Origin of the sequence: Methylobacterium sp. WL1, from assembly GCF_008000895.1 — a bacterium.
In the GTDB taxonomy this organism is placed as follows: domain Bacteria; phylum Pseudomonadota; class Alphaproteobacteria; order Rhizobiales; family Beijerinckiaceae; genus Methylobacterium.
The window spans coordinates 6,063,805-6,077,472 of record NZ_CP042823.1; the positions used below are offsets into that span (position 1 = coordinate 6,063,805).

Below are 13,668 nucleotides of genomic sequence, written 5' to 3' on the forward strand. Positions count from 1 at the left end.
GGCCGTCACGCCGCGTCGCGCTTGGCCGCCTTGGCGAAGCGCTTGATCACCCGGTCGCGCTTCAGCTTTGAGATGTGGTCGATAAACAGCACGCCGTTCAGGTGGTCGATCTCGTGCTGGATGCAGGTCGCCAGCAGGCCGTCCGCCTCGATCTCCTGCACTTCGCCCTCAATGTCTCGGAACTTCACCCGGACCCGGTCAGGCCGCTCGACCTCGGCGTAATATTCCGGGATCGACAGGCAGCCCTCGTCGTAGACCCGCTTCTCCTCCGATGCCCAGACGATCTCCGGATCGATGAACACGCGCGCGTCGCGCACGCCCTCTTCCTTCGAGGTGTCGATGGTCACGACCCGCTTGGCGACGCCGACCTGGATCGCCGCCAGCCCGACGCCCGGCGCGTCGTACATCGTCTCGAACATGTCGGCGACGAGGGTGCGGATTTCGGGCGTAATCGGCCCGACCGGATCGGAGACGCGGCGCAGGACGGCGTCGGGGAGGATGACGAGCGGACGGATGGTCATGGCGGAAACCGGCAGGGGGCGCGCATCGAACGTGTGCCCCGGGGATCCCGAGGCAATATGGCGTGGGTGGGGGCCGGTCAAATTCCGGTCCTCCGAACCCTCCCATCCAGGGTTGCCGCGCCGTCCGCGCCGCAGGCTGTGCTCAGAACGCCGTACGGCTGCGGATCGCCGCGGTGAGCGTGCCTTCGTCGAGGTAATCCAGTTCGCCGCCGACCGGGACGCCGTGGGCCAGGCGCGTCACCTTGCGGTCGAGGTGCCGGATCGACTCGGTGACGTAGTGGGCGGTGGTCTGGCCGTCGACGGTGGCGTTCAGCGCAAGGATGATCTCCTTGACCGACGGATCGGCCGCGCGCTCCACGAGGCTGGCGAGGTTCAGATGCTCGGGCCGCACGCCGTCCAGTGCCGACAGCACGCCGCCGAGCACATGGTAGCGCGACTTGACCGCCCCGGACCGCTCGAGCGCCCACAGGTCCGACACGTCCTCCACCACCACCAGGGTCGTGGGATCGCGCTCGGCGTCCCGGCAGATCGTGCACGGCTCGGAGGTATCGACGTTGCCGCAACTCGTGCACACCACGATGCGCTCGGCCGCCACCCGCATGGCATCGGCCAGCGGGGCCAGCAAGGTCTCGCGCTTCTTGATGAGTTGGAGCGCGGCCCTCCGCGCGGAACGCGGCCCGAGACCCGGCATCCGGGACAGAAGCTGGATCAGGCGTTCGATCTCGGGGCCGGCGACGGCTTGGGGCATCGTACCTCTTGGCGGGGATCGACAGTGGGGATTTCGAAGGTCGAACCTTCGAAACGTCCGGCGGGCATAGCCGTCACCGGGCAACGCGCAAGGGCGCATCTCAGCCCAGCCAGGATATAGGTTTTCCGAACGCGTTCTGCTCGGGCCAAAATTAAGAATACCGATCAGCAACGCGTTACACGAGCGGCCTCTTGCGATCAGCACTGCGGTCAAACACGCTTCATGATGTTGCGGGCGTTCAGCAACACCCAGTAAGACGGCAACGCTTGGCCGCCTATCCAGTATGGGGGCGAGCAACCGGGGAACGGTGATCCAGCGTGCGGCGGTCCTGTACGCCCGCACGGACGTCCCCCGGGAAGTCCCGGGCGCCCCTGGCGTCCGGTCTTGTCGCGTGGACGGCACGAACAGGGGCCCCGGGAGATACGCTCTTGACCAACATCGGTGATCACAACGCGGCCCACGATGCCGACGCGGCCGGCTTCAACGCTCTGAAGGCCGTCCACTGGAATTTCGAGGCTCCGCGCCTCTACGAAGAGGCGCTCGCCCGCAAGGAGGGCCAGCTCGCCCGCGGCGGCGCCTTCGTGGCGACCACCGGCAGCCACACCGGCCGCTCGCCCAAGGACAAGTTCGTGGTGCGCGATGCCAGCACCGAGAACGAGATCTGGTGGGAGAATAACGGCGCGATCACGCCGGAGCAGTTCGCGGTCCTGCACCAGGACTTCCTCAAGCACGCCGAGGGCAAGGAGCTGTTCGCCCAGGACCTCTACGGCGGTGCCGACCCGGCCCACCGGGTCAAAGCCCGGGTGTTCACCGAGCTCGCCTGGCACTCGTTGTTCATCCGCAACCTGCTGATCCGGCCGGACCGCTCCGAGATCGCGTCCTACGTGCCGGACCTGACGATCATAGACCTGCCGAGCTTCCAGGCGGACCCGGCCCGGCATGGCTGCCGGTCCAAGACTGTGATCGCCATCGACTTTTCGAAGAAGCTCGTCCTGATCGGCGGCTCCGCCTACGCGGGCGAGATGAAGAAGTCGGTCTTCACCTACCTGAACTACATCCTGCCCGGCCAGAACGTGATGCCGATGCATTGCTCGGCCAACGCGGCGCTCGACGCCGAGGGGGGCTCGGCGATCTTCTTCGGCCTGTCGGGTACCGGCAAGACCACCCTGTCGAACGATTCGTCCCGGCAGCTGCTCGGCGACGACGAGCACGGCTGGTCGAGTGAGGGCATCTTCAACTTCGAGGGCGGCTGCTACGCCAAGACGATCCGCCTCTCGCGCAATGCCGAGCCCGAGATCTACGCCACCACGGAGCGCTTCGGCACCGTGATGGAGAACGTGGTGATCGATCCGGTCAGCCGCGTGCCGGATTTCGATGACGGGTCGCTCACCGAGAACACCCGCTGCGCCTACCCGCTCGACTTCATCGCCAATGCCAGCGTCACCGGCCGGGCCGGGCATCCGAAGAATATCGTGATGCTGACCTGCGACGCCTTCGGGGTGATGCCGCCGATCGCCAAGCTCACCGGCGCCGAGGCGATGTACCACTTCCTGTCCGGCTACACCGCCAAGGTCGCCGGCACTGAACGCGGCCTCACCGGGCCGGAAGCGACGTTCTCGACCTGCTTCGGCGCGCCGTTCATGCCCCGGCATCCGAGCGCCTACGGCAACCTGCTGCGCGACCTGATCGCCGCGCATGACGTCGATTGCTGGCTGGTCAACACCGGGTGGACCGGCGGCGGCGTCGGCACCGGCCGGCGCATGCCGATCCGCGTGACCCGCCGCCTGCTCGCCGGAGCCCTCGACGGATCTCTCGCCCAGGCGGAGTTCCGCCGCGACCCGTATTTCGGCTTTGCGGTGCCGGTCTCGGTCCCGGGCGTCGAGGCGGAGATCCTCACCCCGGTCAAGACCTGGGGCAACAAGAGTGCCTTCGTCGAGACGGCGGCGCGGCTGGTGAAGATGTTCGACGACAACTTCAAGCGCTTCGAGGCCCACGTCGATGCCGACGTGCGCGCCGCCGGGCCGACCGCGCAGGCCATTGCCGCGTAACATGTGGATCGGGCGGCGGTTGCCGCTGCCGCCCGTTCACCCGAGCCCGCTCAGCAACTTCGCCAGCAGCGCGTTCAGCGTGCGCTGCTCGCCATCCGTCTGGACGGCAAGGATCTTGCGCTCGGTCTCGACATGGACCGGCAGCAGGGTGTCGATCAGCGCTTTGCCCGCATCCGTCAGCGCCACCAATGTCCCGCGTCGGTCCGTCGGATGTTTGCGCCGCTCGATCAGATCGGCTTTCTCCAGGTGGTCGATCTGCGATCACCGGCGAGGGCCTCGCGGTTGCGCTGCTGGGCGAGAGCTTCCCGCCGATCCTCGCGCTGGCAATTCCGCTCATCCTGGCCAGGGTCGTCCTGGTGAGCCGCCGGCCGCGGTGACGCGGACGCGGCTCGAGCCCGCGCCTAGAACGGCAGCTTCATGCCGGGCGGCAGGGGCAGGCCCTTGGTCAACTCGGCCATCCGCTCCTGCATGGTCGCCTCGGCCTTGCCGCGGGCGTCGTTGCAGGCGGCCACGATCAGATCCTCGAGGATCTCGCGCTCGTCGGCGACCAACAGGGAGGGGTCGAGCGTGACGCCCTTCATCTGACCCTTGGCGGACATGGTTACCCGCACGGAACCGCCGCCCGAGGCGCCGGTCACCTCGATCTCGTCGAGCTCGGCCTGCAGGGAGCCCATCTTCTCCTGCATGGCCTGAGCCTGCTTCATGATGCCCATCAGGTCGCGCATGCAGCTCTCTCGTGTGGTGTCTCGGTCAGTCTACTTGGGTATCGCGTCGGCCCGCCGCCATGTGGGACGGCGCCTGCGTGTCAGAAGTCGTCGTCCGGGGCCTCGTCCGCCGGCACCGGATCGCCGTCCCCCGGGATCTCCTGATCGGGCGAGGGGAGCGGCGCGGTCTCCCGCACATCCACGATCTCCGCGCCGGGGAAGCGGGTCAGCACCTCACGGACGAACGGGTCGGCGGCGGCATTCTCGCGGCGGGTCTCTGTCGCGGCCTTTACGGCGGCGTCGAGGGTCGGGGCGCCGGCCTCCTTCGAGACCGCGACGACCCAGCGTTGGCCAGTCCAGCGCAGGATCGCGGCGGCGATGTCGGTGGCCAGCGTCGCCCGGCCGCCCGGGGCGAGGGCGAACTCGATCCGCCCCTCCTCGAAGCGTACGAGGTGGACGTCGCGCTCCAGGGCGGTCTTCAGCAGGATGTCGCGGTTGGCATCGGCCAGCGCCACCACGTCCTCGAACCGGGCGAGCCGTGGCGCGGGCGGCGCAGCCGGGCGCTCGGCCGGGGCGGCCATGACGGAGGGGCGGCCATCGCCACCGGCGCCGCCATTGAAGCGGCAGCGGGCGCCGCCATCGGTGCGGAGACCGACATGGGACGGGGTGCGACGGCCGCTGCCGTCTGCCCACCACCGCGCAGGTCGGGAATCGGCGGCAGGGGCGGACGGCCGGAGGATGGCGGCGCCTCCTCGGTCGGTGCCGCCGCGGCCTCGGCCTTGAGCTGGCGCAGGGCCTCGTCCGGTGTCGGCAGGTCGGCCGCGTAGGCTAGGCGGACGATCGCCATCTCGGCCGCCGCCAGCGGGCGGGGCGCAGCCTGGACCTCGGGGATCGCCTTGAGCAGGATCTGCCAGGCCCGCGACAGGGCGCGGATCGAGAGCTGTTCCGCGAACTGGCCGCCGCGGACCCGCTCGGTCTCGCTGAGCGTCGGGTCGGAGGCGGTCTCCGGCACGGCCTTCAGGCGGGTCACGAGGTGGGTGAAGGCCGCGAGGTCGGACAGCACCACCGAGGGGTCGGCACCGGAATCGTATTGCGCCCGCAATTCGGCGAACGCCGCCGGCACCGAACCGCGCATCACCGCCTCGAACAGGTCGAGGATGCGCGCCCGGTCGGCCAAGCCCAGCATGTCGCGGACGCTCTGTGCGGTGACGGCGCCCGCGCCGTGCGCGATGGCCTGGTCCAGCAGCGAGAGCGCGTCGCGGACCGAGCCCTCGGCCGCACGCACGATGGCGCTCAACGCCTCGTCCTCGGCCTCGACCTTCTCGGCCGCGCAGACCTTGGCGAGATGCGCGTGCAGGACCGGCGCCTCGACCCGGCGCAGGTCGAACCGCTGGCAGCGCGACAGGATCGTCACCGGGACCTTGCGGATCTCCGTGGTGGCGAACACGAACTTGGCGTGGGGCGGCGGCTCCTCCAGCGTCTTCAGGAAGGCGTTGAACGCCTTCTCGGAGAGCATGTGGACCTCGTCCACGATGTAGACCTTGTAGCGGGCCGAGACCGGCCCATACCGGATGCCGTCGATGATCGCCCGCACGTCGTCGATGCCGGTGTGCGAGGCGGCATCCATCTCCAGCACGTCCATGTGCCGGGATTCCATGATCGCCGCGCAGTGCAGGCCGAGTTCCGGCATCGAGACGGTCGGGCCGGTATCGGGGACGCCGGCGCGGGCGTAGTTGAGGCCGCGGGCGAGGATGCGGGCGGTGGTGGTCTTGCCGACCCCGCGCACGCCGGTCAGCATCCAGGCCTGGGGAATGCGGTTGGCCGAGAACCCGTTGGCCAGCGTCCGGACCATCGCGTCCTGGCCGATCAGGTCGCCGAAATTGGTCGGACGGTATTTCCGCGCCAGCACCCGATAGGGCGTCACCGCGCCAGCGGGGCTCGCGAACCCGGGCAGGCCCGGCTCGTCGTCAGGCGTGCCGGTCGTAGCGTCCATGCCGTATCGGGTCGGGCTGCCGAGCGCCAAGAAACGAGGCAAGAAATAAGGTGGGAGGCTGGACGAAGACCCGCTCGGTCTCGTTAGGGCTGCTTCCTTCCGGACCTGACCCGGTTGGCGAGTGAAACGTCCCTCGCCAACCCCCCGCCGGCTATATGGCCGGGCTCTTTGCCGAACGCAAGCGCCGGCTACTCGGCCTTGCGCTTGACCACGGCGAGGGTCTTGGGATCGAGCTTCAGGTCGAACTGCTTGCCGTTGGCGTCGATCGCGTCGTCGACCTCGATCATGCCGTCGTCGAGCTCGATCTCCTTCCACTTGGTGAAGCCCTCCTGGCGAAGCATGGCCTCGACCTTGGCCTGCTGGTCGGGCGGGAGCTTCTCGTCGGCCCGGGCGACGCTAGTGAGGCCGGCGGCCAGGGTGAGGGCGAGGAGGGGGGCGGCGAGGCGCATGAGGGGCTCCGTTTCGGTGTTGCGTGCCGCCTTTGAACAGGAAGACCGCGCCCAGGTTCCGCGTGAACCGCGATCCTCTTGAGGCCGCTTCGATTTTCCCGCACAGCTAAGGTTGCCCGTTGCGCCGCTCCGGCGCCGCGGCCCAGGACTGCCGACCTATGGTCACACGCGTCGCCACCGTGGCGTTCGAGGGGATCGAGGCCCGGGCCGTGGACGTGCAGGTCCAGATCATCCCGGGCAACGTCGTCTTCAACGTGGTCGGCCTGCGCGATAAGGCGGTGGCCGAATCGCGCGAGCGGGTGCGTGGCGCGCTGATCGCCTCGGGTCTTGCGCTGCCGGCCAAGCGCATCACCGTCAACCTGGCCCCGGCCGACCTGCCCAAGGAGGGCTCGCACTACGACCTCCCGATCGCCCTTGGCGTCATGGCGGCGATCGGGGCGATCCCGGCCGATGCGCTGGGGGGCTATTGCGTGCTCGGCGAGTTGGCGTTGGACGGCAGCATCACGGCGGTGAGCGGGGTCCTACCGGCGGCCATCGCGGCGGGGGCCCGCGGCCTCGGGCTGATCTGCCCGGCCGCGACCGGGTCCGAGGCGGCCTGGGCGGGAGGCGATCTCGACGTGCTCGCCCCGCGCTCGCTGATCCAACTCGCCAACCACTTCAAGGGCAGCCAGGTCATGGCCCGGCCGGAACCGTCCGTGGCCAGCCTGGCCGGCCCGCTGCCGGATCTCTCCGACATCAAGGGTCAGGAGGGCGCCAAGCGGGCCCTGGAGATCGCGGCGGCGGGTGGCCACAACCTTCTGATGAACGGGCCGCCCGGCTCCGGAAAGTCGATGCTCGCCGCCCGGCTGCCGTCGATCCTGCCACCGCTGACGCCGCGGGAATTGCTCGACATCTCCATGATCCAGTCGGTGGCGGGCCAGCTGAAGGGCGGCGCGCTCTCGAACCGCCGGCCGTTCCGGCAACCGCATCACTCGGCCTCGATGGCCGCGCTCGTCGGCGGCGGCCTCGGCGCGCGACCCGGGGAGGTGTCGCTCGCCCATGGCGGCGTGCTGTTCCTGGACGAACTGCCCGAGTTCAACCCGCAGGCGCTCGACAGCCTGCGGCAGCCGATGGAGACCGGGGAGGTGATGATCGCCCGGGCGAACCACCGGGTGACCTACCCGGCGCGCTTCCAGCTCGTGGCGGCCATGAACCCATGCCGCTGCGGGCAAGGATTGGAGCCCGGCTATGCCTGCCGGCGCGGGCCGAACGCGCGCTGCATGGCGCAATACCAATCGCGGATCTCCGGGCCGATGCTCGACCGGATCGACCTGCGCATCGAGGTCCCCGCGGTCACGGCCGCCGACCTGATCCTGCCGCCCCCGGCCGAGGGCTCCCGCGAGGCCGCCGCCCGGGTCGCCGAAGCCCGCAATCGACAGACGACGCGCTACGCCGCCCACGCCCTGCCGGCAGCCACCACCAACGCCACATGCCCGGCGACGTTGATTGAGGCGGTGGCAAGCCCCGATGCCGAGGGCACGGCACTGATCCGGCAGGCGGCCGAGAGCATGCGGCTCTCCGCCCGCGGCTTCCACCGCACCCTGCGGGTGGCGCGGACGCTGGCCGACCTCGACGGCGAGGCGCAGGTGCGCCGGCTGCACCTGGCCGAGGCCTTGTCCTATCGCGGCCGGAGCGACGCGTCGGCGGCGGCCGCGTGAGTACGGACCTGACCGTCACGATCGGACAGGCCAGCGCGGCCGGCCGCAAGGACGCGAATCAGGATTTCCACGGTGCCCTGGTGCCGGTGCAGCCGGCACTCGGTCTCAAGGGCATCGCGGTGGCGCTGGCCGACGGCATCAGCAGCAGCGCGGTCGGCGCGCTGGCGAGCGAGACCGCGGTCAAGAGCTTCCTCGGCGACTATTACGCCACCCCGGACACGTGGGCGGTGAAGAGTTCGGCGCAGCGGGTGATCGCGGCAACGAATTCCTGGCTCTACGCGCAGACGCGGCGCGGGCGCGATCCTTACGATGCCGACAAGGGCTACGTCACCACCTTCGATGCGCTGATCCTGAAGGCGCGCACCGCGCACCTGTTCCATGTCGGCGATGCCCGGATCTGGCGTGTCGCCGGCCGGTCCTTGGAGCAGCTCACCGAGGATCACAGGGTCGTGGTCTCGGCGGCGGAATCGTATCTCGGCCGCGCGCTCGGGGCGGGCGGTCATGTCGAGATCGACTACCACACGGCGAGCCTGGACGCCGGCGACGTCTTCGTGCTGACAACCGACGGCGTTCACGAGCACGTCCGGCCGCGCGACCTGGCCGCGATGATCGCGGCCGCCGAGGACGATCTCGACGCCGCCGCCTGGGCGATCGTGGAGGCCGCGCACGCCGCCGGCAGCCCGGACAACCTCACGGTCCAGATCATCCGCATCGAAGCCGTGCCCGATGGCGAGCCGGCCGACCTGCTCGGCGGCGTCGAGGGACTCGATCCCGCGCCGTTGCTCGATCCGCCGGCCGATTTCGACGGCTACCGGCTGCTGCGCATCCTGCATTCCGGGCCGCGCAGCCGGGTCTACCTGGCGCTTGACGCGGAGACCGGGGATCCGGTCGCGCTGAAGGTCCTTTCGCTCGATCTGCGCGACGACCCGGCCCAGCGCAAGCGGTTCGCCCTGGAGGAGTGGATCGCCCGGCGCATCGACAGCCCGCACGTGCTCAAGGCCCATCCACAGAGCCGCCGCCGCAGCCACCTCTACACGGTCATGCGCTACGTCGAGGGCCAGACCCTGACCCAGTGGATGCGCGATCACCCTGCGCCCGAGTTGGAAGCGGTGCGCGGCCTCGTCGAGCAGATGGCCAAGGGCGTGCAAGCCTTCCACCGAAAGGAGATGGTCCATCAGGACCTGCGCCCCGACAACGTCCTGATCGACACCGCCGGAACCGTCCAGGTCATCGATTTCGGGGCCACCCGGGTGGCCGGGGTGGTGGAGGGCGATCCCCGGAACGATGCCGCCGAGATCCTGGGGACCGTGCAGTACACGGCGCCGGAAGGCTTCCTGGGCGAGCCGTCGACGGCCGGCTCCGACATTTTCGCGGCGGGCGTGATGACGTACCAGATGCTCACCGGCCGGCTGCCCTACGGTGACCGGGTGCCCCGGGCGTTGACGCGCGCGGCCCAGCGCAAGCTCCGCTACGTCTCGGCCCGCAACGCCCGGCCGCTGCTGCCGGCCTGGGTCGACGGGGCGCTGCGCAAGGCCGTGCATCCCGATCCCGCCCGGCGGTACCAGGCGCTCTCGGAATTCGTCCACGATCTCCGGTACCCCAATCCCGGTTTGACGGAGACCCGCCGGGCGTCGCTGCTGGAGCGCGTTCCGCTGCTGTTCTGGCGGCTTCTGTCGCTGGTGCTGGGCCTCACCGCGCTCGGGTTGGCCGGTATCCTGATCGCCCACCCGCCCCGGTGACCCGGCGCTTCAATCGTCGAGTTCGGGATACCGGCGGAAGATCCCGTCCTCGTTGAACGGGATGCGCCGGTCGCTCGCCAGGTAGGCGGCGATGCGCGGGCGCTGCGCCACCGCTTCGTGCAGCCGGGCGACATGCGGCGTGTCTCGCAGGGCAGCATTGGATGCGTTCGGGAAGGCGTAGCGCAATCCGGCGACCAGCTGGAACAGGGATAGGTCGGCGTAGGACAGCTTTGATCCGACCAGGCGTTCGCTCCCGTTCGCCGCCAGCACGCGCTCGAAATACCCGAAAAATTTGGGGATGCGGTCCTGGCGGAACCCTTCGGCCCGGCGCGCGGCCTCCGGCTTCTGGTCGGCGTAGTACAGGCCGACCCCGAGGGGATGGTGGGTGTCGTGGGCCTCGTCCACCGCGTCCGCGATGGTGAGCTGCAGCTGATGGGTCCAGATCCGGTCCGCCTCGGAGGCGCCCACGAGGCCGAGGCGCGGCCCGAGATACAGCAGGATCGCGGTGCTCTGGCCGATCACGACATCGCCGTCGCGCAAGAACGGCGGCGCGAAGGGCGGCCGGCGATTGCCCGGATCGGCGAGGCGGTCGAGCATCGGCTCGATGCCGCCGGCCTCGTCGTCCCGCCGCGCGATGTCGACATAGTCGGCACCGGCCTCTTCGAGGGCGAGGCGGACGAACTCGCCGCGCCCCTGGATCATCGGCCAGTAATGCAGCTCGTAGGGCATCGCGTCTCCTCCACCGGGAAGGCGCGGTGCCGGCGCGTGGTTCCCGCTCAGTTGCCGCGGGCGTCGCCGTCGGTCGCCTTCTCGGGCAGCGGCTCGGCGCTGGCGACCGCCTTGTGGGCCAGCATCGGCTGCAGGTGCTCGGCGAGCTGCTGGTCCAGATGCTTGACGTAGGCGCCCTTGAAGTAGCGCTCACCCGTCTTTGCGCCGTAGAGCCGGTCATGGGCCTGGATCATCGCGGCCACCTCCGGGCGGCACAGGAACCCGGTGATGCCCACCGCCTCGTACCAGTGGCCGGCCCGGGCCTCGGCCGTCGCCTTCGGGTTCGCCAGCACGGTCTCGGCGAAGCATTCCGTCGCCGCCTGCCGCAGCGGACCCAGCACCTTCTCGGCCTCCGCCTTGTTCACCACCGGGGCAGCCGGATGGCGGTGGGGACGCGCCTGAGCCGTCGATGCCAGCGCGAGGACGGCGAAGGTGGCGAGGATCGTGGACTTCATGCGGGCGGCCTCGTCGGGTGTCCGAATGGCGTTCAGCATTCCCTCATGATTGCGTCGGGATCGCGGCTGACGGGTCGCTGCATCCGCCCGATCTCGGGCAAGATGCGGACGATTTCGCGACCGCGCTCAGCGCCGCCGCTCGGCCCGCCAGCGGCCGCGGCAGGCGAGGGCGCCGGACGCGACCCAGGTGCCGGCGCCGAACCCGTTCGCGCCGGGCCGGCCGGCGACGTCGGCGGTGCCGAGACCGTTGGCGATGGAGCCCCGGACAATACCGTTCCGGGCGACGCTGCCCTGCACGACGAAGGCCGTCCCCATGAAGCGGGCCTGCCCGTGCTCGATGCGCACCGGGTATCGGTAGGCCCGGTCGCAGGGACCGGATTCGGTGAGGATCTCGACGCTCCAGGTGCCGTCGAACCGGGAAGTGCCGTCGAACCGGGAAGTGCCGTCGAACCGGTCCGGAATCCGGACGCCCCGCGGCGTCGCCGCAGCGGGGACCGCGAGTCCGAGGATCAGAGCGGCGCCGGTCAGGCACCCGAAACGGCGTCGGCTCATGGCGATGATCGGGGCAGGCGGTCTCGTGATCGTCTCAGGCGGCGGGCGGCCGAACGGCGGCACGGAGGGCACCGTCGAGCAGGCTCACCAGATCGCAGCCGACATGCAGGAAGGCGTGGACGCCCGCCGCCTTAAGGGGATCGATCAGGTCCACCGGTTTGCCGGCGACGTAGATCGATCCGGCGCCGGCCTGCTTGAGGGCCTCTGCGGCCGCCAGCGCGTGCTCGGCGTAGAGCGCGTCGGTCGAGCAGATGCAGGCGAGCGGCGCGCCGGATTCCCGGAATGCCGCCGCGAGGGCGGCCGGGTCCGTGAAGCCGTCGTTCGACACCGCCTCGATGCCGCCCGCCGCGAAGGCGTTGGCCGCGAAGGTCGCCCGGGCGTTGAAAACGGAGACCGTGCCGAGATTGGCGAGGAACACGGCGGGGCGGTGCCCGGATTTCGCCAGGACGGCGTCGGATGCGTCGCGCAGCGCCTCGAACGGCTCGGCCAGACGGATCGCCGGCAGCGCATCGCAGGCGACGGCCGAACCGGAACCGAAATTCGAGGCCGGGCCGGCGGTCACCGGCTTCACGTCCAGGACGGTGACCGGCTTCTCGGCGAGGTTCGGGAATTCGCTCGCGCCGGTCAGGGCCTCGCGACGGGTGGCCACGGCCTTGGCGCGAGCTTCGCGGGTCAGCTCGATGCGCCGCTGCAGCTTGCCGACGCTGAGGGAGGCGACGATCCCGCCCTCGGCCTCGATCGCCTGGAACGCCTCCCAGGCCGCCTCGGCGAGCTGGGCGGTCAGCGTCTCGAACCCGCCCGCACCGGCCGCCGGATCGCTGACCCGCGCCAGGTGGGATTCTTCGAGCAGGACGATCTGGCTGTTGCGTGCCACCCGCCGGGCGAACGCGTCGGGCAGGCCGAGCGCCAGGGTGTAGGGCAGGACCGTGACGCTGTCGGCGCCGCCCATTCCGGCCGACGCGGCGGCCATGCCGGTGCGCAGGATGTTCACGAACGGATCGCGCCGGGTCATCATCCGCCACGCGGTCTCGGCATGGAGGCGCAGGGGCTTCGGATCCAGCCCGCAGGCCTGCTCGATCCGGGCCCAGAGCCGTCGCAGGGCGCGGAATTTGGACACCGTGACGAACTCGTCGGCATCGGCGGCGAGCAGCACCGAGATCCGGTCGCGGGCGGTGGCGAGGTCGTGGCCCGCGGCCTCCAGGGCACGCAGGTAGGTCACCGCGGTGGACAGGACGGCGGCAAGCTCCGCCGCCTCGCCGGCCCCGGCCTCGTGGTAGGGCCGTCCGTCGGCCAGGAGCGCCCGGCCGGTGAAGCCCGCGGCTTCGAGGTCCGAGACGGTGGTGGCCAGCCGCGGGGCGATCTCGGACCACACCGCGCCGAGGCTGCCGGTGGCGGCGAGCGTCCCGACCGGATCGATGCCGAGGTCGAGGTCGTAGGTGGAGAGGTCTTCCCCGCGGCGGGCCGCGAGGCCCTTCACCAAGCCGGCGACCTCCAGGCCGGACGCGCCCGCGTCGAACCGCAGGGCGATCAGCGGCAGCATCACGCCCTTCAGCACGGCGTCGAGATCCTCGACGCTGCGGGCGGTCAAGCCGTAGCCCCGGGCGCCAGCCGCGCCGGAAAACACCAGGGCCAGCGCGTCGGCGCCGCCTTCGAGGTCGGTCATCGCCTGGATGTTGGCGCTTGCGATCTCCGGATGATCGACCCGCTGGGACACGCGCCAGGGACCGGGCTCCCGGAACGGTTGCGCGGTCGGCTCGGCACGCTCGTAGAGCGGCTCGATCCGCAGACCGTCGCTCGTCCGGGAGACCAGCCGTTTCTCGAAGTCTGCGCCCTTCAGGACGCTGTCCACAAGGCCGAGCCAGCGCGCCCGGTCGGCGGGCTTGAACAGGTCGGCGAGCGGTGTGTCGTCCATCGGAAAATCCCCGGGCGCGGCGTCTTGTGCACCGCTTTCGGGGACTTGCCTCGCACGCCGCTCGCCCGGAGGCAATCGCCCG

At 70.4% G+C, this 13,668-nt stretch carries 12 protein-coding genes, 1 other RNA gene and 2 pseudogenes; 3 read left to right on the plus strand and 12 right to left on the minus strand.

Features of this window, described 5'->3' with window-relative positions:
• Window positions 1–5 precede the first annotated feature (5 nt).
• Together def and recR are read right to left on the minus strand one after the other, a co-directional pair.
• Window positions 6–521: a peptide deformylase gene (gene def, locus FVA80_RS29500; protein ID WP_147905874.1), complete on the minus strand. Its 516-nt coding sequence runs from the start codon at window positions 519–521 to the stop codon at window positions 6–8.
• 142 nt (window positions 522–663) lie between these two features.
• Window positions 664–1,269 carry a recombination mediator RecR gene (recR, locus tag FVA80_RS29505; RefSeq protein WP_147905873.1) on the minus strand — a complete coding sequence of 202 codons (606 nt, stop codon included), beginning with the start codon at window positions 1,267–1,269 and terminating at the stop codon, window positions 664–666.
• Between the two features lie 428 nt (window positions 1,270–1,697).
• Between recR and FVA80_RS29510 the strand changes: the two genes are divergently transcribed.
• Window positions 1,698–3,317: a phosphoenolpyruvate carboxykinase gene (locus FVA80_RS29510; RefSeq protein WP_147905872.1), complete on the plus strand. Its 1,620-nt coding sequence runs from the start codon at window positions 1,698–1,700 to the stop codon at window positions 3,315–3,317.
• Window positions 3,318–3,353: 36 nt separating this feature from the next.
• Here the strand turns inward: FVA80_RS29510 and FVA80_RS29515 are convergent, their stop codons facing one another.
• From FVA80_RS29515 to FVA80_RS29540, 6 genes and pseudogenes are all read right to left on the minus strand, one after another.
• On the minus strand, window positions 3,354–3,503 hold the full coding sequence (locus FVA80_RS29515; protein WP_246692199.1) for a hypothetical protein: 150 nt from the start codon (window positions 3,501–3,503) through the stop codon (window positions 3,354–3,356).
• 21 nt (window positions 3,504–3,524) lie between these two features.
• A pseudogene (locus FVA80_RS32250) lies at window positions 3,525–3,572 on the minus strand (hypothetical protein); the annotation flags it as partial.
• Window positions 3,573–3,718: 146 nt separating this feature from the next.
• Complete coding sequence (locus FVA80_RS29525) at window positions 3,719–4,042, minus strand: YbaB/EbfC family nucleoid-associated protein (protein WP_147905870.1); 324 nt, start codon at window positions 4,040–4,042, stop codon at window positions 3,719–3,721.
• An 80-nt stretch (window positions 4,043–4,122) separates the two neighbouring features.
• Window positions 4,123–6,014 (minus strand): annotated as a pseudogene (locus FVA80_RS29530) (DNA polymerase III subunit gamma/tau).
• Between the two features lie 48 nt (window positions 6,015–6,062).
• Window positions 6,063–6,161, minus strand: an RNA gene (gene ffs / locus FVA80_RS29535) — signal recognition particle sRNA small type.
• Between the two features lie 41 nt (window positions 6,162–6,202).
• Window positions 6,203–6,463 (minus strand): PepSY domain-containing protein, encoded by a 261-nt coding sequence (locus FVA80_RS29540; protein WP_147905868.1) that lies wholly within the window; start codon window positions 6,461–6,463, stop codon window positions 6,203–6,205.
• Window positions 6,464–6,621: 158 nt separating this feature from the next.
• Here FVA80_RS29540 and FVA80_RS29545 point away from each other — a divergent pair, with 158 nt between their 5' ends.
• Both FVA80_RS29545 and FVA80_RS29550 read left to right on the plus strand, forming a co-directional pair.
• The gene (locus FVA80_RS29545; RefSeq protein WP_147905867.1) at window positions 6,622–8,160 is read left to right on the plus strand and encodes a YifB family Mg chelatase-like AAA ATPase; all 1,539 of its coding nucleotides are present in this window, start codon (window positions 6,622–6,624) and stop codon (window positions 8,158–8,160) included.
• On the plus strand, window positions 8,157–9,899 hold the full coding sequence (locus FVA80_RS29550; protein WP_147905866.1) for a bifunctional protein-serine/threonine kinase/phosphatase: 1,743 nt from the start codon (window positions 8,157–8,159) through the stop codon (window positions 9,897–9,899). Before FVA80_RS29545 ends, FVA80_RS29550 begins: the two co-directional genes overlap by 4 nt.
• Window positions 9,900–9,908: 9 nt before the next feature.
• On the opposite strand, the gene FVA80_RS29555 is transcribed toward FVA80_RS29550, so the two are convergent.
• The 4 genes from FVA80_RS29555 to FVA80_RS29570 form a co-directional block, all read right to left on the minus strand.
• Window positions 9,909–10,628 (minus strand): glutathione S-transferase, encoded by a 720-nt coding sequence (locus FVA80_RS29555; RefSeq protein ID WP_147905865.1) that lies wholly within the window; start codon window positions 10,626–10,628, stop codon window positions 9,909–9,911.
• Between the two features lie 47 nt (window positions 10,629–10,675).
• Window positions 10,676–11,122, minus strand: coding sequence for a hypothetical protein (locus tag FVA80_RS29560; protein ID WP_147905864.1), 447 nt, complete (start codon window positions 11,120–11,122; stop codon window positions 10,676–10,678).
• 126 nt (window positions 11,123–11,248) lie between these two features.
• Entirely contained in the window at window positions 11,249–11,674 is a 426-nt protein-coding gene (locus FVA80_RS29565; protein ID WP_147905863.1) for a hypothetical protein, read from the minus strand.
• A gap of 34 nt (window positions 11,675–11,708) precedes the next feature.
• Window positions 11,709–13,586 (minus strand): methylmalonyl-CoA mutase subunit beta, encoded by a 1,878-nt coding sequence (locus FVA80_RS29570; RefSeq protein ID WP_147905862.1) that lies wholly within the window; start codon window positions 13,584–13,586, stop codon window positions 11,709–11,711.
• Window positions 13,587–13,668 lie beyond the last annotated feature (82 nt).

Excerpts from the sequence above, each read along its gene's own strand:
- def (WP_147905874.1), bottom strand. The coding sequence starts at position 521 with ATGACCATCCGTCCGCTCGTCATCCTCCCCGACGCCGTCCTGCGCCGC.
- recR (WP_147905873.1), bottom strand. The coding sequence starts at position 1,269 with ATGCCCCAAGCCGTCGCCGGCCCCGAGATCGAACGCCTGATCCAGCTT.
- FVA80_RS29525 (WP_147905870.1), bottom strand. The coding sequence starts at position 4,042 with ATGCGCGACCTGATGGGCATCATGAAGCAGGCTCAGGCCATGCAGGAG.
- FVA80_RS29540 (WP_147905868.1), bottom strand. The coding sequence starts at position 6,463 with ATGCGCCTCGCCGCCCCCCTCCTCGCCCTCACCCTGGCCGCCGGCCTC.
- FVA80_RS29545 (WP_147905867.1), top strand. The coding sequence starts at position 6,622 with ATGGTCACACGCGTCGCCACCGTGGCGTTCGAGGGGATCGAGGCCCGG.
- FVA80_RS29555 (WP_147905865.1), bottom strand. The coding sequence starts at position 10,628 with ATGCCCTACGAGCTGCATTACTGGCCGATGATCCAGGGGCGCGGCGAG.
- FVA80_RS29560 (WP_147905864.1), bottom strand. The coding sequence starts at position 11,122 with ATGAAGTCCACGATCCTCGCCACCTTCGCCGTCCTCGCGCTGGCATCG.
- FVA80_RS29565 (WP_147905863.1), bottom strand. The coding sequence starts at position 11,674 with ATGAGCCGACGCCGTTTCGGGTGCCTGACCGGCGCCGCTCTGATCCTC.
- FVA80_RS29570 (WP_147905862.1), bottom strand. The coding sequence starts at position 13,586 with ATGGACGACACACCGCTCGCCGACCTGTTCAAGCCCGCCGACCGGGCG.